This window comes from uncultured Sphaerochaeta sp., assembly GCF_963676625.2.
Taxonomy (GTDB): domain Bacteria; phylum Spirochaetota; class Spirochaetia; order Sphaerochaetales; family Sphaerochaetaceae; genus Sphaerochaeta.
This window is the reverse complement of sequence record NZ_CAXXYB010000004.1, coordinates 689,682-708,296: the sequence shown is the minus strand read 5'-3', so window position 1 is coordinate 708,296 and position 18,615 is coordinate 689,682. Positions and strand designations below refer to the sequence as shown.

The window sequence follows — 18,615 nt, the reverse complement described above, 5'->3', positions numbered from 1 at the left end:
ATACTCCTGGTCAATCAACCAGAAATAAGTCATCCAGCCCTACAAGCTTAACTCCATCTTGTTGTGCCAGGGCTTTCACTTCCTGTGTGAAATCCGATTTGCTGAAGAGATAATAGAAGCGATTGACCGGTTCCGTGAAGATGGCAGTGGCGTTGAAGAAGTCCTTGTATTGATCCATGCCAAACATCTTGTTCCGATATTTACATTCACAGAAGATAGCGGATTGCCCTGATGTATCAAGGGCAAGGATATCGATGTCATCTTCTTTCCTGGTCTTGGGCTTGCTCCCCCACCATCTTCCCATGGTGTGGGGTACAAAGGGAAGTCTTCTTTGCTTGGCAAGTCTTATCAAATATTGCGTACATATTTTTTCGAACACATGACCCATATAGTCTGAAAGATTGTCATGTATCTCTTGTGCTGCTTCATCGTCGCCTAGCAACTCATAATAGCTCTTGTTCGCAAAGATGAAGTGATACCAGAACAGAAAGAAATTGTCTGTGATCTGATAGATGGTTTTCTTGCTGGAGTCCTTCTCCCCGCAAGGAGTCACCTTATCCACCAGTTTCATATCCTTCAGAGTCTTGATGTACTTGGAACACTTGGTTTGTTCTTCATGAATCTTTTGTGCAATATCATTAAGACGGCTTGAACCTGTTGCAATGGCTTCAAAGATGCTGTTGTAGACTGAAGGTTCACGAAGCTCCATCTTCAAGAGATTCTGAGTTTCATCCTTGAGAAATGAACCCACGCGAAGTATGTTCTTCGATATATTCCGCTCAATGGTCGACTCATCACTGAAAGTCTCAAGGTAACAAGGGATTCCCCCCAGGATACCATAGCTGAGCAGTTTTTCTTCGTTGGTGTACTTCGGGAAAAAAGAGGAACTTTCCTTGTAATCGAAGCCGATAAGCTCCAAGTTACCGGTGGCGCGTCCATACAAAGGGCTTTTTGCCCCCATGACCTCATTCTCCATGAAGCTTACACTTGATCCGCACAGTATCAAAAACAGGTTCTTTTCTTTCCAGCTGTGGTCAATCGTATGTTGTAGGATGGATTTAATGCTTTGGTTTACCTCTGCAATGAAAGGGAATTCATCAATGATCAAGGTAATTCTTTTGCCTGATAATTGGCTGGTAAGATAATCAAGGGATGCTTCCCAATCCGCGAACGCACCAAAAAAGGAGTTTGAGAAATGCATCTGAAGGGTTTTTGAGAAATCAGCAAGGTTCAGACTGTCATTTTTTGCTTGGGCAGAATAGAAAATTACAGGATGCTCCTTGGAAAATTCCTTCAGAAGAGAAGTTTTTCCAATACGTCTTCTGCCATAGAGAACAAGGTATTCAAACTTGTTTGACGCATGCAGGGTTTCAAGCAATGCCAACTCTCTTTCTCTTCCAATGAACATGATCTTCTCCTTGTTTGAAATTAATATACTTATGAATATTATACTTATGATTCCCTAAAAGTCAAATGATATTTCCGAGTCATTGAAAGATGTCTTGCATTCTTAAGTCACTCCTGCAGATGGTAACCGGCTTTATAGTGTATCCAGTTGTTGGAGAAATACTTCTGCACTCCAGAGCTTTATGGAGAACTGTTCGCCTACTGGTATGAATCGCCTGACATCATTGGAAGTCTCCAACCAATCGATACTTGCAATCCTTTTGTATAACGCATCATGTAACCAGGTCCGGTCGACGTGAGTTTTTGTATTTTCCCAAGGACCTGATTCATCCTGTAGTCTCTCAACACCGGCAAATAGTGTTTTCTGGGGAACTTTTTCGCAGGTAAAATGCCCGAAAGGTGTTGCGAATTCCATAGAAGTACGGGATGTTACGGCGGTAATGGTCCTGACTGCTTCTGGTATCCAGCCATAATTGCTCAGGGCGATCTCTAGGCTGATAATCCTGTCAAAATGGTTCTATCAAGCTTGTATTGGGCAAAAGACTCATTTACCTTCTGGCATATGATTTTTTCTCGTTTTTTTGAAAACGTTACCAGAAATTTTACCTCGTGCAAATATGGTGGAAAAAAAATAAAGATTTTTGCTATTGCTGGAGATAGCTAGGTTATGAACCGGAAAAAGAGAATTGTTGACAAATCGATGTTCCGATGCCATCATAGTTTTTTGATAACGTTTCCAAAAATATTTTGATAGAATCAGTAAAGAGAGGAAAAATAAAACATGCAGAAGGGGATTGTCTTGGGGCTCAATAGGATTGTTTCGCCCTCACTGTCTCTACCCATATTCCTTACCTTGGCCGAACGTAGTGGATTTGGGGCTGTGGAACTGCGTAACGATTTGGGAAAAACCGATGTGACGGACGGGTTGGGGGTGGAAATATGGAAAAATACTACGCTTCGTATAGTTTCCATAAATGCCCTGCAACGCTTCAATGATGATGAGGAAAAATTGTCCACGCGGTATTCCGAGTTGCAGGAAATGGTTCGCATTTCCCGTCTGATTGGCGTTGAATCCATCGTGCTGTGTCCCGTCAATGACAAGAATGATGCCAGGAGCAAGGAACAACGGATGGAAGATACGACCAGGGCACTTGGTATCTATGGTCCCTTGTTCCTGGATTCCGGAATCCAGGGATTGGTGGAACCCCTGGGGTTTGTTTCCAGCAGTCTGCGCTACAAGAAGGATGCGCTTGATGCCATAGACCAATCAGGTTTTCCAGCTTGTTATCAGCTGGTCCATGATACTTTTCATCACTATCTTTCGGGAGAACAGGAATTGTATCCGCATCGGACGGCGCTTGTGCATGTTTCCTCAGTTACCGTTCCGACTCCTCTTTCTTCAGTTGTCGATGATGCCCGGTTGTTGCCAGCTTCTTCCGATGAACTGGGAAGTCAGGATCAAATAGACAAGTTGCTCCGTGGAGGTTTTTGCGGATGTATTTCCTTTGAAGCCTTCAGTCCAAAAGTACAGGCGCTGTCACTGTCACAACTGGAATCGGCTTTGCACGAGAGCCTTAAGCTGTTTGCGTTGTAGGGACCGATGTCATGGAATTGGATTGGATAGGTTTTTGTCCGTCATCCTCTGTGTCATGAACCGTATATAGTTGAGACTTCATTTTCACGAGAATATCCGGAGAAATAACTGCTGTTTTAAGTAGTATTTCCTGCCTTGATTCACGATGCCGAACATAGGATTCTGGCAATGATGGGAAAGAAGGGAAGCTGGGATTATTCCTACATCCACCCCTTCTCCCTGAGCTCCTGTATGAGTGTACTGGTGTGTACACTGGCATACGAATGCGCTGGATCCATCTGCAAGGTTGCCTGTAGTTCTTCATACGCTTCTTTTTTGTTGCCAAGGCCCAGATTTCCCAGTCCCATAAGGTAATGGCAGTGGGCGACATGTTTCTTGTTAAGGTCCTCGGAGAACACCTGAAGGTCAGGAAGCGAGACTGCAAAGTAGTCGATATGTACTTCTTGTTGCATATGTTCATTTCCATATGTCAGCATGCCAGTGAATATCTTATCTGCCGTTGGTTCATCCCCCAGCTTTCTGAAGGCAAGCCCCTTGTACAGCAATTGGTGGGCACTCTGGTCATTGTAGTAAATGGCCTCGGAGGGTTCGAGGTCCCCCAAGGTAGATAATTGCCACTCTTGCCTTGCCACGGCCATGTCTCCTTCTGCCTCGGCTATACACCCTAAAAAGTAGTGTGCATCATTGTCTTTGTTTCCTTCCAGCTTTCCTTCATTGAGGTTGAGCGGGTATTGGAAAACAGCTTGCAAGGCCTCCTCAGCCTTTTCGAAATTACCACTTATCAAATCCTGCTTGCCCAACTCCACGAAAGTAAGGGAATATTGGGTGGTTATTTTCCCTTCCCCTCCTTCCCAAGGGTGGAAGATGTGGGAAAGCTCCAATTCCCTGGCAGTGTCAAAGTCACCCAAAAGGTTGAGAAGGGAGACATATTCGATGCAAAGATCATCTCTTGAAAATACCAAGTCAAGATGTCGGTCAAGGAACTGTTTCCTGAATGTTGGTTGTTTCCCGCATTTTTTGTACAACTGGTCAAGCTCAAAAAGAATCCGGGAATCACAGAAAGCGAGGGTATAGGCCTGTTCCATTGCTTGTATTGCTTTCTCTTCCTCTTTTTGTATATTGAAATATCCCAGAGAAAGAGTTCGCCAAGCCTTGGCAAAATGAGGATCTGAGGTTACCGCCAGTTCCCATTCCTTCTGGGCTTCTGCATATTGAATCTTGTCATACCAAAGACATCCCAGCAAGAAATGGGCCTTGGCTGCCTGGGGTACTTTCCTGGTTACAAACGTAAGGACATGAAGATCGGTCAACGAATTGGGAAACCAAGCGGCATCCTCGATTGCCTCGGCTTGGGCAATCAATTCTTCTGTGGCCAGTTCGTTTGTATTTTCTTCTGCTTTTTGTTCCTCTATCCCGATTCCCTTTAGTTTTTTCTTCTTCTCTGCATACCAAGCCCTATGATAGAGAAGCAGGGGATTTTGTTCAGTGCAAAGACCCAATACCTCGTAGGCTTTTTGGAAGAAACCCATCTCTGCGTAATCAGAGGCAAGCAATATGTATGAAGTGCTGTTGTTTCTGAGCAACTGCAAAAAAGCATCCTTTGTATCGGGGTGAAATTTCAATAATTCAAATCGGGAAATGAGATCGAAGGCATCGATTGCCAGGTTCTCGTGCAACCAAGCCTCGGCTTGTCTTGTTTTTCCCAGTTTGTTGAGCAACAGGATCTTCAAGCCTCTGGCCTTCATTTGGTGGCTGTTTTTCTCCAAGGCAGCCTCAGTAAAACCAAGGGCCGTTTCCCATTGCTCCCTTCTGGCTGAAATGATTGCCAGAAAATAGTAGCTGATCTCCTGCTGGTTTCCGTCCCAGATAGCCTTGTAGAATGCATCGAAGGCCTCATCTTCTCGCTCTTGATGGAACAGTGACAATCCCAAAAGCGTATAGGCCTCGGTGCTGGTAGGGTTGGGGTTATGCTTGGTACTTCTCTTGATGGCCGTTCTGGCAGCCTTCTCACTTGAGGTGAACAATCCTCTTCTGAACAAGAGCATCCCATAGGCACAATTCGTACGATAATCCTCAGGGTCCCTGGCCAGGGCCTCCAGGTAATAAGGATCACTTGAAAAGGTTGCATGACGATATTGTTCAAGGTGCTGTCCCGCCAACCAAAGCTCCTCTATTGTTTTCAGCGTCTTGGGATCTCCTATGGCCATCGCTGGTTTGGGGAGTGTCATGTCGTGGATTCCCTCAGGTTTGTAGCTGAGCATCAAATTCCCTTTTGGCGAATAGACGGATATCTCCAGTTCTTCTTCTTGGCAAACCGGAATTCGTATCTCCTTGGAAAACACCTGGTTCGGGCTGAGGTCTTGTACCATGGAAAAGAGAGTTTCTTTTTTTCCCTTGGTAAGTACTATCTTTGCCTGAAGAACCTGGGAAGATGCATACACCACAAGATTGGCCGTCTGATTGGCAGGTTGTACCTGCAATGACAGCACGATGTCCTTGGACCCGTTCGTTACGCTTCCGACCTGCTTGTAGGGAAGGAAGTATTGGGTGAAGGTCTTTTCCTCATAGGGATGCATCCAGGTGAAGTCGGGCTGGTTGTCAGTAAAGACTCCGGTCATCAACTCAATATAGGGTCCGTTCTCATCGGTAAGGTTCCTGTCCCAGGCTTTTCCGAAATCGCCGCAACCCCAGGTCCATTGCTTTTTCCCCGGGGAAATATGATGGTCGGCAACATGGAGGATTCCCGCTTGCTTTTGGTAGTCGTAGCTTCCAACGAAATCATAGTTGGAATGATAGGCCATATAGGAAGTGGGGACAGGGATGTTCTTGTATCGGGAGATGTCCACACCTGCACTGTAGTCATGCTTATAGTATACGCCGGTGGCAATGGGGAAGGTGGTGACATCCCGCTTGCCATGATCCATGACAGCATGTACATCGGGAGGGAAGATGGACTGCGTAGTATCGTTTACCGCTATGGCAGGGTTGGCCCACCAAAGAAACGTCTGGGGCAATTGAGTTCTGTTAAATAGCCTCGCTGAAATCTCGATATATGCCTTGCCGGGGTAGAGCGTGATGGTCGTGACAGCCTTGGTGCCATGGATTCTGTCCACATCATTGAGCAATACAGTGCAACTTCCATCATCATTTTCCCTTAGAAGGTAATCGACAGGCATATAGGTGGTGGGTCTATGGTGCTGGGGCCAGTTGAATTCAATGCCTCCGCTTATCCAGGGGCCCGTCAGTCCTACCAAGGCGGGTTTTATGACTTCATTGTAATAGACGAAGTCGTAGCCGTTCGTCTTGTCATAGGCTCGTTGTATTCTTCCTCCCAATTGGGGAAGGATCATGAGCTTGAGATATTCGTTTTCCAGGAAAACTGCCGTATAGGGTTTGTCATGTTTTTCGTTCTCTATCGTTTCGATGATTGGATAGGGATATACCCGGCCACTGCTGCCCTGATAGACTCTGTTATCGAAAAACATGGGATGGGCATTGGGTTCTCCCACTCCATAGGTTGGGATGGAAACCGTCTCTTCCCAAACGTGTGTGGTTGTCTGCTGGGTATGCATGGCAGTGAATCCTCCTGGCAAAGCTGATGAACTATCCGTAGTATAGCAGGAATATTCTTGCTTTCATTTGTAATTCTTGCTCTCTGATTTCATTTTCGTGCTCTCAATAATATCATTTGAAAAAGGAGGAAACATGGAGTATCCTTTACTCGAAAAACTAGAGAAAATTCTGTTAAGTAGGTATATGAAATGAATTATCATAGTCCCGGAGTTCTGGAAAATTCAAAAATTTATCTTCATAACGCAAGCCGGAGAGCGCGTGATATTTTTTATTACTTGCTCTGTATCGGTCGCTATTCCTGTACCGTGGACTATACGGTTTCCAGACAGAAATATGACAGCTTCCTGCTTATATATGTCATTTCCGGGAAGGGAAAGTCCTCTGCAAGGATGGGCTGAAAACCATCGGGGCAGGGACCTTTGCCTTCCTTGATTGCTATCAGGCGCACTCCTATATGGCAAAAGAGCAAGGGTGGGAAATACTCTGGATGCATATGGACGGCAAGGGGATGCGAAGCATGTACGATGAGATTACCGACCAAGGGGAGAAAATACTTCTTACGGTGCCCAATCCGTTTCTCGTAGAGCGAAACCTGTTGCAGATCTATGAGTTATTTGACCAACGAAAACGTATCAATGAGGCAAGGATATCCCAATTCATCACCAATATCCTCACCGAGCTGTACATTGCCAGGAACTCGGCTGAGGCAACCGAGGCAGCCGATCGCATCGAGGATATCCTTACCTATATTTCCATGCATATCGACCAACCGATCTCGGTGGAGGATCTCTCTGACCAAGCACATCTCAGTCCGTATTATTTTTCACGGTTGTTCAAGCAAAACACAGGATTCTCGCCCCATGAATACATTACGAACCATAGGATCAGCAATGCCAAGTTCTTGTTGCGTACCACCGATTTCTCCATCAAGAAAATAGCCCTTTGTTGCGGGTATCCCAACGTCAGCGGATTCTGTACGAATTTCAGGAAACATACCCAGGCCAGTCCCTTGCAGTATCGTCTCGGACAAGGAGAGGTGTAGCGATGAACAGTCAATTGATTCGGGAAAAAGGCGAAGGGTTTCCCAAGGAAAAATTATTTGTGGTGGCCAAGAGCAGCATGGAAAGTTTTGCTGCCAATCCTGCTTTGAGAGGATTCATGATCACCGATGCAGGATATTTTCCCTCGGCCAGGTTTCACCTGCGTCAACGCTTGAAGGGAAGTGAGCAGAACATTTTCATTTTTTGCGAGAAAGGGAAGGGTTTTGTCAGCATCAATGAACAGGTTACCAAGATCAATGCGGGACAAGCCATCACCATTCCGGAAAAAACTGCCCATATGTATGGGGCAAGCAAGGATGATCCCTGGACCATCTATTGGTTTCATTTCACGGGAGACTTTGCTCCCACTTATGTAGCCAGGGCACTTTCGGGAAAAGGAATCCAGATTCCGGAAAAGAACCAGCAGGTACTGATTGATCTCTTCAGCCAGATTTTCATTCCCCTTTCCCATGGCATTACCCAACGGTATCTGCTTACATCAAGTTCAGCTGCAGCCCTGATTCTCTCTTTGGCCTATGAACAGGAATACCTCACGACCGATACGCTCAATATTCCCGGAGTCAGAGTTGTCGAGGATTTGATTGCCTATACCCAGAATCATCTGACGGAAAACATTACCCTGGAAACCTTCAGCCAGCGTTCCCGTTATAGTCCGTCCAGGATCATCCAATTGTTCAAGGAGGTTACCGGATACTCTCCCATCCTCTTTGTCCAGCATCAGCGAATGCAACGGGCTTGCTACTATCTTGATTCGACCCAGGAACCTGTAAACAGGATTGCCGAGTATGTAGGTTTTAGTGACCAGTTCTATTTTTCTCGCGTTTTCAAGAAAATAATAGGCGTATCACCTCGGGAATACCGGAGTATATATCATAAATAAGATTTTTTTTACAAAGGAAATAGTAGCTAATAGCTCTTGGATAAGGGATACCCCTACCAAAAAAATGTGATTATCATTTTGTCCATGTTTTTCTCAAGAGCTCCATAGACAGATGAAATAACCGCTCCTACACTTATAAAAAAAGAGAGGTGAAAAGCATGACAAAAAAATCATTGGCTTTGAAGAAAGTTGTTGTAAGTTTGGTTTTATTTGCTGTGAGTACCATGTTCGTCTTTGCCGGAGGGGCAAAGGAAGCTGCGGTCCCTGCAACTCCAAAAAAAGGAGAGACGGTGACCATCAAGATGTGGACCCATGATGATTTGTATCGGCAGTTCTTCCAGAAGCGTATTGATCTGTTCAATCAAACGAACAATGATTACAAGCTTGCCCTGGATGCCCAGATCATGCCGAATACCATTACAGCCCTGGTTACCGCTTCTGTGGCAGGGGAAGACTTGCCTGATTTGATCGGAGTCGAGCAAGGGTGGTTTCCGACGTTGATGGAAAATGGAAACGTCAAGAATCTCTTGGTTGATCTGACTGACAAAATTGGTAACCGCTACAATGATTACGTACAGGGTCGATGGGCACTCTACACGTATGACGGTCGTATCTACGGTTTGGAAAGTGCCTTGACGGCTTCGGTCCTGTATTACCAACCGGCAATCTTTGAAAAGTATGGAGTAGCAATTCCCTCCACCTGGGAAGAATATCTGCAGGCCGGGAAGGAACTGGCCAAGCATGGTGTGTCGATCGGTATCATGGACAATGATTCCTCGGGGCTCTTTTCCATGATGTTCCTGCAAAGAGGCGGACAGTTCTTTGATGAACAGGGCAAGTTGGTGTTTGGTGAAAGCGAGAACAGGAAAGCGGCCGTACAGGTCCTGGCTATGTTGCGTGAAGCCTTGGATAACAAAGCCTTGCAAGTTGTGTTGGGCAATGATTTCTGGGGTTCTACCATTCCTACTTCCTTCTCTACCGGGAAAGTCGCGGGTATCGTGGCACCTGACTGGTACAATACCTCGGTATTGCAACCTGGGGTTGCAAGCATGTCAGGTCAATGGAGAGTTGCTCCCATGCCCGTCTGGAGTGATGGCAAGGGGTATTCTACCAGTGTCTGGGGTGGTACTGGCTTTGCCATCACCAAGTCTTCCAAGATTCCCGAGATAGTCTGGAATTTGCTGGACGATGCCTATATGTCCTTGGATGGCCAACTGGATCGTTACAAGACCATCGGGTTCTATCCTACCATGTACAAGGCCCTGGAGGATCCTGCCGTTACGGAACAAGAGCATCCTTTCTTCGGAAACCAAAAGATTGGATCCATCTTTGCCAAGGTTGCCAAGGAGACTCCTCCTCTCTGGCAGAGTGAACAGCGTCCTTACTTGTTGCAGGGAATCGTTGATACCCTCCCGTTGTTTATTGAAGGGAAGCTGACTTCCGAACAGTTTGTTGACACAATCGTCAAGATCACGCAAGACGGTGCCACTCTGTAATATTGATTGATCGGAGGGGAAATTACTCTCCTCCGATTTTGTTCCCAAGGAGGAATAGGGCATGCGGATATCTCTCAAGAATCGTTCGAAATGGGTTCCCTATACATTTATTCTACCAGCATATCTTGTCTTCGTTATATTTATGTTTGGACCGATGCTGTTCTCTGTAATTATCAGTTTCTTTTCCTGGTCAGGAATGCAGGCACCCGTTTTCAAGGGTTGGGAGAACCTTAGAAGAGTTTTTTCGGACTCCGTATTTTGGATTTCCGTTCGCAATACCCTCATCTATAGCCTTGTGAGTCTTTTTGTGGTTGTTCCCTTGTCCTTGCTTTTGGCCCTGGCGTTGGATTCTCCCCATCTCAAGGGCAGACTTGTGTGCCGGGCTATATACTTTGCACCCATCGTTACTTCCACGGTAGCCATTTCCCAGACTTTTTTGATGCTCTTCAATAAGGATTTTGGGTTGATAAACCAGACTCTGGCCCGGTTTGGATTTCCTTCCCTGGATTGGCTTGGTTCGCGTTCCCTGGCCTTGGTTCCTGTCATTGTCGTCATTATCTGGCGATGGCTGGGCCTTACTTCCATCTACTTCCTTGCAGGGCTTCAGGGCATAGACAAGCAGCTGTACGATGCGGCAAAGGTGGATGGGGCCAATCCCTTCCAACGTTTCCTCAACGTTACTTTGCCCCAGCTCCGGCCCATCTCTTTCTTTGTGAGTGTCATTATCCTCATTGGTTCAATGCAAGTGTTCGATGAACCCCAGGTGTTGACCAATGGAGGTCCTGCAAATGCAACCAGGAGTGTCGTGCAATATCTCTACTTGAGAGGGTTTACCCAGTTCCGGTTTGGATATGCCTCGACTATCGGTATGGTGTTGTTCATTGCGATTGCCGGCTTCTCGGCGATCCAGGCAAAAACCAAAAAGAATTTGCAATAACGAAGGAAGGCAATACGTGAACAAGAAAAATCATAGGATTACATCCTCTCATATAGGCTCGTTTGCCATGAATCTTATCGTCTGGTTGGGAGGCGTCTTGATGTTGCTTCCTTTCCTTTGGATGGTGAGTTCTTCCTTCAAGACAACGGAGGAAATTTTTCAGCCGGCAACCTTTTTCCCGAAAGGCTTGTCGATGTTCAATTATCAACAATTATTTCATACCTGGCCTTTTTCCCGTTGGATCCTGAATAGTTTGTTTGCCGCACTTCTCACCACCGTGGTTGCCTTGTTCATAACCAGCTTGGCAGGATTCGCCTTTGCCAAGTATAGATTCAAGGGAAAGCAGAAATTGTTCACAGGCCTCTTGCTTTCCACTATGATCCCTTTTCCTATCCTGGTAGTCCCCTTGTTCGTCATCATCAGTAGACTGGGCCTGACAAACAGCATTATATCGTTGGTGCTTCCGTTCATTGCCCCGCCCATAGGCATTTTCCTTATGAACCAATATGCGGAGTATGTTCCAAATGCCTTGCTCGATTCCGCCAGGATCGACGGTGCTGGTGAGTTGCGTATCTTTTTTCAGATTGCTCTTCCTATCATGAAACCAGGGTTGGCATCGCTTGGCATCATAACGTTTATCAATAGCTGGAATAATTTTTTGTGGCCCTTGATTGCCATCAGGAAGGAAATTGCCATGACCTTGCCTATCGGCATGGCAAACATGCTTACCGGGGTTTCCGCCGGGTCCGCTCCGCCGTATGGTCCTGCCATGGCAGCCTCGACTTTGGTCTGTATTCCCACGGTGGCCATTTTCTTGGCCGTACAGAAGTACTATATCAAGGGTTTGACTGCCGGGGCTGTCAAATAACTGTCAGGAGAAATATCATGAACCGTACATCAATAAATTTGTCAGGAACCTGGAAGGTTATATTGGACCAGGACGATAGGGGCTTGGAAAAAAAATGGAATGAAGCGCAGAACCTGCCATTTGCCAGGGAACTCCAATTGCCCGGCAATCTTGAGGAGAACAGGATCGGCGATCCTGTTTCTTCCAAGACTGAATGGATAGGTTCCCAGTTTGGCAAGGAATTTACTTCCGATCCCCTGTATGAACCATATCGAGAGGATGACCATTTCCTGTTTCCCTATTGGTTGCAACCGGAAACCAGATATATAGGGCCCGCTTGGTATATGAGATCCATACAGCTTCCATCTTCAGACGCAAGCAAGACATGGGAACTTTCATTGGAACGTCCCCATTGGGAAACCCAGGTCTGGGTCGATGGTAGCTATCTAGGTAGTTGTGACAGCCTGAGTGTTCCTCATCGCTATATATTCAGTACGAACCAAAAGAGTTCAGTGGATATTGTCATACGGGTTGATAATAGAATGATCTGGGAGGTAGGTCCCAATGCCCATAGCGTATCTGACCAGACCCAGGGCAATTGGAATGGTCTTGTAGGTACACTGTCCCTTACTGAGGTTCCCCCCATTTCCATCAAACAGATCCAACTCTTTTCTGATATCGTTCGAAATTCCGTGTTGGTGGAACTGACAGTGGAAAACCGCCTGGATTGTGATCGGAAGGGAATCGTTGCAATCAAGAGTGACAAGGCTAGGGACCTGGGAGGATTGGGAAGTGCAGTGGTAGTGGCAATTCCACAGGGTAGTTCCCGAATTCATAAGGAACTGGTGCTTTCCCCTGATATGCAAACATGGGATGAGTTTCACCCTGAATTGTGTACCGTGGAGGCTTCTGTTTTATCGGAAGGCGGTGAGCTCTGGGATACCAAGCAACTGCAGGCAGGGATCAGAGAGGTCGGGACTGACCGGAAGCATATTCGGATAAACGGAAAGGATGTGTTTTTGCGGGGAACCGTCGAGTGTTGCGTATTCCCCAAAACCGGATATCCACCAGTTGACGAGTCTTCTTGGGAACGGATATTTACCAAGGCAAAAGAGTATGGCTTGAATCACCTGCGGTTTCATTCCTGGTGTCCTCCTGAAGCTGCTTTTTCCGTTGCTGACCGCTTGGGATTCTATGTACAAATTGAATGTCCGATCTGGAAGAACCAGGGAGTGGCATATACGAGTGAAGACGGAGCTTTCGACAATTGGCTGTTCTCCGAGTCGCAAAGGATTGTCGATGAGTATGGCAATCATCCTTCGTTCATCCTGTTTACCAGTGGCAATGAACCGGAGGGGCGGTATACCGAATTATTGGGGCTCTGGGTCTCGTATTGGAAACAACGGGACAAGAGACGTTTGTATACTTCTGCCTCGGGGTGGCCTGCCTTGGAAGAGAATGACTATCAGGTAGTACCCGAGCCCAGGATTCAAGCCTGGGGACAGGGACTGACCTCTCGTATCAATGCACAAGAGCCGGAGACCTATACCGATTATTCCAATATCTGTGATACCTACCCAGGCCCTGTGGTAACCCATGAAATGGGACAATGGTGTGTCTTTCCCGATTTTTCGGAAATGAAGGAGTATACCGGATATCTGAAACCCCGGAACTTCGAGGTTTTTGCCGATATCCTGAAAAGAAGGGGAATGAGTCAGCAGGCAAGGGATTTCCTCCAGGCTTCCGGAAAACTGCAACTTTTATGTTACAAGGAAGAGCTTGAAGCAGCCCAAAGGACTGCCAATCTTGCAGGATACCAGTTGCTGGCCTTGACAGATTTTCCGGGGCAAGGTACTGCCCTGGAAGGGGTATTGAATGTTTTCTGGCAGGAAAAAGGGTATTGCACGGCTTCTGATTTCAAGGCGTTTTGCAATGACATTGTCCTGCTTGCACGAATGGAAAAGCGCTGTTTTGCCGCAGGGGAGGTCTTTGAGGCCCAACTCTCGCTGGCAAATTATGCATCCAGTCCCTTGGAACAGGTTGCAGTGCATTGGTCTATCCTGGATGCAAACGGAGTACCCCTGTTTTCTGATTTTCTCTCGTTCTCGCAACCACTGAAAAGAGGTTTGCAATCCCTCGGTACTGTTACGCAACAACTCAACCTCCCGACAGTTCCCCAGAAACTGACGTTCTGTGTGCAACTGGAAAACCCTAAAAGAGAAAACCACTGGGATTTGTGGGTATATCCCGATAATCTGGTTCTTCCTGAACAGAAGACGGTGCAGATTGTCCACTCCTTGGATGCTTCCTGCAGGCATTTTCTGGAAGAAGGAAAAACAGTGCTGTTGCTCTCTTTTCCGCAACACGTACAAAGCGAGGTGAAAATGGGTTTCTCCTCGGTGTTCTGGAATACTTCCTGGACAGAAGGCCAAGCTCCCCATACCTTGGGAATCGTATGCGATCCCAAGCACCCTGTGTTCCGTCATTTTCCCACTGATTCCTATACCGATTGGCAATGGTGGGAGTTGTTGCATGATGCAGGTGCCATGGTCTTGGATGAGCTGCCCAGTTCCCTGGCTCCTCTGGTACAACCCATCGATACGTGGTTTCGAAGTCATAAACTTGGTTTGTTGTTTGAATGCCAGGTGGAGAAGGGGAAGCTTATGGTTTGCAGCATGGATCTCATCTCGGACCTTGATTCAAGAATGGTCGCCAAGCAGGCCTTGTATTCCATTCTTGCCTATATGGAAGGTACTGATTTCAATCCAACGATACAGGTGAAATACGAAGAGTTGCAACACTTGTTCAAAGACCAAAAGGAGATGCAAAAATGAAAAAGACCATGAAGGCCGCGATGTTATACGGTCCCAGGGACCTTCGCCTGGAAGAGGTACCCATTCCAGAGCCAAAAGAGCATGAGGTATTGTTACAAATTTTGGCAAATGGCTTATGTGGTTCGGATATTCATTTTTATGAAGAGGGAAAACTTGGTCCTTTTGTCGTCGACTCTCCCTACATTCCCGGACATGAGGCGGTAGGTAGGGTCGTGGTCTCCAATACTGTGGGGCCCAAGCACCCAAAAGGGGAGTTGGTAGTTCTGGAACCGGGGATTCCTTGCGGGCATTGTGAGTTCTGTCGTTCCGGTAGGTATAATCTTTGTCCTGATGTGGTATTCCTTTCAGCCCCTCCCATCAATGGGACTTTTTGTGAGTATGTAGCCATTGCAGCGGATATGGTCTATACCTTGCCCTCCACTCTTTCTGTAGAGCAAGGAGCGTTGGCAGAGCCTCTTTCGGTAGGGATGCAAGCCTGCAGGCGTGCCGGACTCAAGGCTGGCCAATCGGTGGCTGTAGTAGGGTCTGGGCCTATCGGTCTGATTACTGCCTTGGTAGCACGTGCCTGCGGGGCTTCTCCTATAATTATGCTGGATATCTTTGATACCAGGTTGCAAAAGGCCAAGGAATTGGTAGCCGATGCAGTAATAAATTCGGCGAAAGAGGATTCAGTGCAGGCTGTGACCACCTATACCAATGGACGGGGAGTCGATGTCGTGTTCGATACCTCAGGTTCAAGCAAGGCCAATGCAAGTACTCCGTTTTTATCTTGCAGGGGCGGTGTGATTACGATTGTCGGCTGGCCTGAGAAAGCTTCCTTTGAATTCCCGATGGAGCAAGTATTGGAAAAGGAGTTGGATATTCGGGGAGTAAACCGTTATTGCAATACCTATGGCCCAGTTCTGTCCTTGCTTGCCTCCGGGTTATTGCAAGTTGATGGACTTATTTCGCATAGGTTTGCCTTTGACCAGGTTTGTGAGGCCTTTGCTTTTGCTACGGATAATAGACAATCGGTCATCAAGGTGGTGATTGCCTGAGCTTTTTTCAATTTTATATTAAAGGAACAGGCATTTGTAGGCATTGTCGTATTCGGTTGTCATGATTGATGCGCTACCTGACTTGATGCTTCCATCTTCATATCTCACCAGTTTCTGCTTTTGTCTTGACTTCATACAGAAAAGGCAGGCCTCCTTGTTCAAGGTAGATTTGAAAGGCTTCCTGTCTGGGCAGATTCAAGATATGAGAAACTTCTTTAAAAGATTGGGGGAAAAACTGGAACCCGGCATAACATCCTCTTGGCTTGTTCCTTGATTGAGAGACATTCCATGCAATTATCTGGTTCATCCACTGCAGACAAGGCCAACTGCACAACTGGAGAGAGTATTCGACGGTATATGATGACTTTAATTCAAATTTGAATAATTTTGTCTGGTGCAATGATTACAACTTCTCTTTGCAATGCCAAGAAAGTCGGAACGCTATGAAATTCACTTATGTTTGTGAATATTCATTGTAAGGTGAAAGCGTATGCATAAAGGAGGTTCAAATCAGTGATATACGAAACTGAGAGAATCGAGTGATTCGCATTGAAGTGTGTGAAGGAACCAACAAACCGTATTATCTGCACAAGAAGGGACTGAAGCCCTCTGGAGTCTATGTGTGGCAGGGGTCTTCATCAGTATCTGCTTCTCAGGAGCAGATCAGACAAATGATCAAGGATACCGATGGTTTTCAAAATATGAAGATCAGCATGCAATTAACAAAATTTTCACCTATAAGCTACCTTCCTGATTGGTCTTTACCAGAGAGCTTGGTATACTCATGTTTATTTCAGCAATTCATGAAGATCACGTATGACTGTAGGAAGGAGTCTTCAAAATGAAACGAGCATTGATAATGGGGTTGGTCCTTGTTGTATGTCTGTTGCCCGCTTATAGTGGTATATCCGATACCTTGCAGGATGCTGGGCAAAATATCAAAGAAGTTGGAGCCAATATTGCTTCTGCCGCAAAAGAAGCCTATGAAACAGCAAAACCTGCAGTTTCCCAGACTGTTGATACAATGAAGCAGAAATATGGCCCTCAGGTTTCTTCCTTGTATGAGTCAGCGGGAAAGGCAATGAAAGGCGCAATGGACAAAGCATCTGTCGTTCTGAAATCAGATACAATGAAAGATATTGCCAACATTGCCTCCAAATATGGGACCAAGGTTGCGCAACAACTGTATGAGACAGGAAGCAAATTCGGACAGGTTGCCGCCGACAAGGCCGTAAAACTATATAACAAATATGGACCGGAAGTGGGAGCTGAGTTGACAAAAATGTATAACTCGGCTGATGCCTCCTTGCAAAGAGTCATTGACAAGGCTTCTTTGAAACTGTCCTTGGAAACCATGAAGGATATTGTCGGTAGTACTGCACGACTTGGAAAGGCAGGAGTTGAAAACATTCTTGTCGCCGGTGCCGATTTTGGCGAGGCAGCTGCAAAAGAAGCTTTGCAATATTACAAGGCGCATGGTTCGAAAAAAGGCAATGAGTATCTGAAGTCACAGGAATTTACCAATAAATACAGGAATTGAAAGAAGTCTGGAGGTCATGTATTTTCAAGGGTATCGATGCATCTGGCGTGCTTATGCAGTTGTTGCAGCCTGTCATCCTGGGTGTCCATTGGCCTGGGACCTTATGTATCCAGTAGAAATTCGATGATATTCCTTTGCCTGATGCCATTACGATTGAAGCTTATCAGGGAGTCCGTGGAAATTACGATCTTCTCATAATTGTCGTCTATCATCTCCAGGGGGGTAAATTCGCGTTGTGTATTGTCCTCAGTCAGGATGTAGCACACCTGAACATACAGTCTCTCATCGGTTTTTGTGGCTATGAAGTCAACCTCATAGGAACCTTGTTTTCCAACGTTGACGGTCCATCCCCTTTGAAGCAACTCCAGGAACACTACATTTTCCAGCATTCCGCCGATATCATTGTCACGATACCCCATCGTTGCGTGACGCAGACCCAAGTCTGAGATAAAGTATTTCTCTTGGGTCTCGAGAAGCCGTTTTCCCTTGATGTCGAAGCGTGGTACCTTGTGGATCAAAAATGCGCTCTCTAGAGCCTTGATGTAGGTGTACACTGTCTCGGTGCTGAGTTTTCTCCCCTGATTCTTCAAGAAATCAGAGATGGTCTTTGCCGAGAACGTGTTCCCGATGTTGTCCATCAGGTATAGAATGACCTTCTCGAGCAGATTGATATCGCGGATATTGTTTCTCTTGACCACATCCTTCAACAGTACAGTGTTGAACATGTCGATCAGATGCCGTGACAGGACCGTATCGTCCCATTTCATCTCATGAATTCCAGGAAGGCCTCCATACCGAAGGAAATTGGAGAAATGCTGCTCCTTGGTCAGTCCTACCTCATCCTTGTTGGTTTTCGCAAACTCAAGATATTCACCGAATGAGAGCGGATAGACACGGATTTCAATGTAGCGTCCCGAAAGCAATGTAGCCAATTCGCCTGAGAGCAGTCTCGCATTGGAACCGGTTATGTAGATGTCGCAATCGCAATCGACACGAACTGAGTTAATCACCTGTTCCCATAATGCAACTTCCTGGATCTCGTCGATGAATAGGTACAATTTGCCTCTCGCAGCCTTGGCTGCAATGGTAATTGCCTGGTGCAATGCCTTATAGTCCTTCAGATCCTCGAACTGCAATGATTCGAAGTTGACGGAGAATATCTGGTTTTCCCTCGCCCCGCGTCTACGGATTTCCTCCATGGTGAGTTCCAGGATGACGCTCTTGCCGGTGCGTCGCATGCCTGTGATTACCTTCACGACCGGTTTGTCCATGAAATCGAGGATCTGTTTCATATAGGTTTCACGAATGATCATAGGAATCACCTCCTGAAAAGTTTCTTATATAGTAGAATATTTATGCAATAATAACAAAAGTTTCTTTTATAAAAGAATTGTATATATATATCCATA

At 46.2% G+C, this 18,615-nt stretch carries 14 protein-coding genes; 10 read left to right on the top strand and 4 right to left on the bottom strand.

Features of this window, described 5'->3' with window-relative positions; translation table 11 throughout:
* Positions 1-10: 10 nt before the first annotated feature.
* Entirely contained in the window at positions 11-1,408 is a 1,398-nt protein-coding gene (locus ACHZBG_RS06310) for an ATP-binding protein (RefSeq protein ID WP_320128603.1), read from the bottom strand.
* A gap of 132 nt (positions 1,409-1,540) precedes the next feature.
* On the bottom strand, positions 1,541-1,822 hold the full coding sequence (locus ACHZBG_RS06305) for a hypothetical protein (RefSeq protein WP_320128602.1): 282 nt from the start codon (positions 1,820-1,822) through the stop codon (positions 1,541-1,543).
* 366 nt (positions 1,823-2,188) lie between these two features.
* Between ACHZBG_RS06305 and ACHZBG_RS06300 the strand changes: the two genes are divergently transcribed.
* On the top strand, positions 2,189-3,001 hold the full coding sequence (locus tag ACHZBG_RS06300; RefSeq protein WP_320128601.1) for a TIM barrel protein: 813 nt from the start codon (positions 2,189-2,191) through the stop codon (positions 2,999-3,001).
* 200 nt (positions 3,002-3,201) lie between these two features.
* Here the strand turns inward: ACHZBG_RS06300 and ACHZBG_RS06295 are convergent, their stop codons facing one another.
* Positions 3,202-6,573, bottom strand: coding sequence for a DUF5107 domain-containing protein (locus ACHZBG_RS06295; RefSeq protein ID WP_320128600.1), 3,372 nt, complete (start codon positions 6,571-6,573; stop codon positions 3,202-3,204).
* Between the two features lie 189 nt (positions 6,574-6,762).
* On the opposite strand from ACHZBG_RS06295, the gene ACHZBG_RS06290 reads away from it, so the two are divergent.
* The 9 genes from ACHZBG_RS06290 (at position 6,763) to ACHZBG_RS06250 (ending at position 17,206) form a co-directional block, all read left to right on the top strand.
* A complete protein-coding gene (locus ACHZBG_RS06290; protein WP_320128599.1) occupies positions 6,763-6,972 on the top strand; it encodes a hypothetical protein in 210 nt (69 codons plus the stop codon).
* A gap of 56 nt (positions 6,973-7,028) precedes the next feature.
* Positions 7,029-7,616, top strand: coding sequence for an AraC family transcriptional regulator (locus ACHZBG_RS06285; protein ID WP_320128598.1), 588 nt, complete (start codon positions 7,029-7,031; stop codon positions 7,614-7,616).
* 2 nt (positions 7,617-7,618) lie between these two features.
* A complete protein-coding gene (locus ACHZBG_RS06280; protein WP_320128597.1) occupies positions 7,619-8,515 on the top strand; it encodes an AraC family transcriptional regulator in 897 nt (298 codons plus the stop codon).
* Positions 8,516-8,673: 158 nt separating this feature from the next.
* Entirely contained in the window at positions 8,674-10,011 is a 1,338-nt protein-coding gene (locus ACHZBG_RS06275) for an ABC transporter substrate-binding protein (RefSeq protein WP_320128596.1), read from the top strand.
* Positions 10,012-10,072: 61 nt separating this feature from the next.
* Positions 10,073-10,948: a sugar ABC transporter permease gene (locus ACHZBG_RS06270; RefSeq protein WP_320128595.1), complete on the top strand. Its 876-nt coding sequence runs from the start codon at positions 10,073-10,075 to the stop codon at positions 10,946-10,948.
* A gap of 16 nt (positions 10,949-10,964) precedes the next feature.
* Complete coding sequence (locus ACHZBG_RS06265) at positions 10,965-11,816, top strand: carbohydrate ABC transporter permease (RefSeq protein ID WP_320128594.1); 852 nt, start codon at positions 10,965-10,967, stop codon at positions 11,814-11,816.
* Positions 11,817-11,833: 17 nt separating this feature from the next.
* Positions 11,834-14,629, top strand: coding sequence for a glycoside hydrolase family 2 TIM barrel-domain containing protein (locus tag ACHZBG_RS06260; protein ID WP_320128593.1), 2,796 nt, complete (start codon positions 11,834-11,836; stop codon positions 14,627-14,629).
* On the top strand, positions 14,626-15,666 hold the full coding sequence (locus ACHZBG_RS06255; protein ID WP_320128592.1) for an NAD(P)-dependent alcohol dehydrogenase: 1,041 nt from the start codon (positions 14,626-14,628) through the stop codon (positions 15,664-15,666). Before ACHZBG_RS06260 ends, ACHZBG_RS06255 begins: the two co-directional genes overlap by 4 nt.
* 841 nt (positions 15,667-16,507) lie before the next feature.
* A complete protein-coding gene (locus tag ACHZBG_RS06250; RefSeq protein WP_320128591.1) occupies positions 16,508-17,206 on the top strand; it encodes a hypothetical protein in 699 nt (232 codons plus the stop codon).
* Positions 17,207-17,307: 101 nt separating this feature from the next.
* Here the strand turns inward: ACHZBG_RS06250 and ACHZBG_RS06245 are convergent, their stop codons facing one another.
* Complete coding sequence (locus tag ACHZBG_RS06245) at positions 17,308-18,519, bottom strand: ATP-binding protein (protein ID WP_320128590.1); 1,212 nt, start codon at positions 18,517-18,519, stop codon at positions 17,308-17,310.
* Positions 18,520-18,615 lie beyond the last annotated feature (96 nt).

Excerpts from the sequence above, each read along its gene's own strand:
- ACHZBG_RS06310 (WP_320128603.1), bottom strand. The coding sequence starts at position 1,408 with ATGTTCATTGGAAGAGAAAGAGAGTTGGCATTGCTTGAAACCCTGCAT.
- ACHZBG_RS06305 (WP_320128602.1), bottom strand. The coding sequence starts at position 1,822 with ATGGAATTCGCAACACCTTTCGGGCATTTTACCTGCGAAAAAGTTCCC.
- ACHZBG_RS06300 (WP_320128601.1), top strand. The coding sequence starts at position 2,189 with ATGCAGAAGGGGATTGTCTTGGGGCTCAATAGGATTGTTTCGCCCTCA.
- ACHZBG_RS06295 (WP_320128600.1), bottom strand. The coding sequence starts at position 6,573 with ATGCATACCCAGCAGACAACCACACACGTTTGGGAAGAGACGGTTTCC.
- ACHZBG_RS06290 (WP_320128599.1), top strand. The coding sequence starts at position 6,763 with ATGAATTATCATAGTCCCGGAGTTCTGGAAAATTCAAAAATTTATCTT.
- ACHZBG_RS06285 (WP_320128598.1), top strand. The coding sequence starts at position 7,029 with ATGGCAAAAGAGCAAGGGTGGGAAATACTCTGGATGCATATGGACGGC.
- ACHZBG_RS06280 (WP_320128597.1), top strand. The coding sequence starts at position 7,619 with ATGAACAGTCAATTGATTCGGGAAAAAGGCGAAGGGTTTCCCAAGGAA.
- ACHZBG_RS06275 (WP_320128596.1), top strand. The coding sequence starts at position 8,674 with ATGACAAAAAAATCATTGGCTTTGAAGAAAGTTGTTGTAAGTTTGGTT.
- ACHZBG_RS06270 (WP_320128595.1), top strand. The coding sequence starts at position 10,073 with ATGCGGATATCTCTCAAGAATCGTTCGAAATGGGTTCCCTATACATTT.
- ACHZBG_RS06260 (WP_320128593.1), top strand. The coding sequence starts at position 11,834 with ATGAACCGTACATCAATAAATTTGTCAGGAACCTGGAAGGTTATATTG.
- ACHZBG_RS06255 (WP_320128592.1), top strand. The coding sequence starts at position 14,626 with ATGAAAAAGACCATGAAGGCCGCGATGTTATACGGTCCCAGGGACCTT.
- ACHZBG_RS06250 (WP_320128591.1), top strand. The coding sequence starts at position 16,508 with ATGAAACGAGCATTGATAATGGGGTTGGTCCTTGTTGTATGTCTGTTG.
- ACHZBG_RS06245 (WP_320128590.1), bottom strand. The coding sequence starts at position 18,519 with ATGATCATTCGTGAAACCTATATGAAACAGATCCTCGATTTCATGGAC.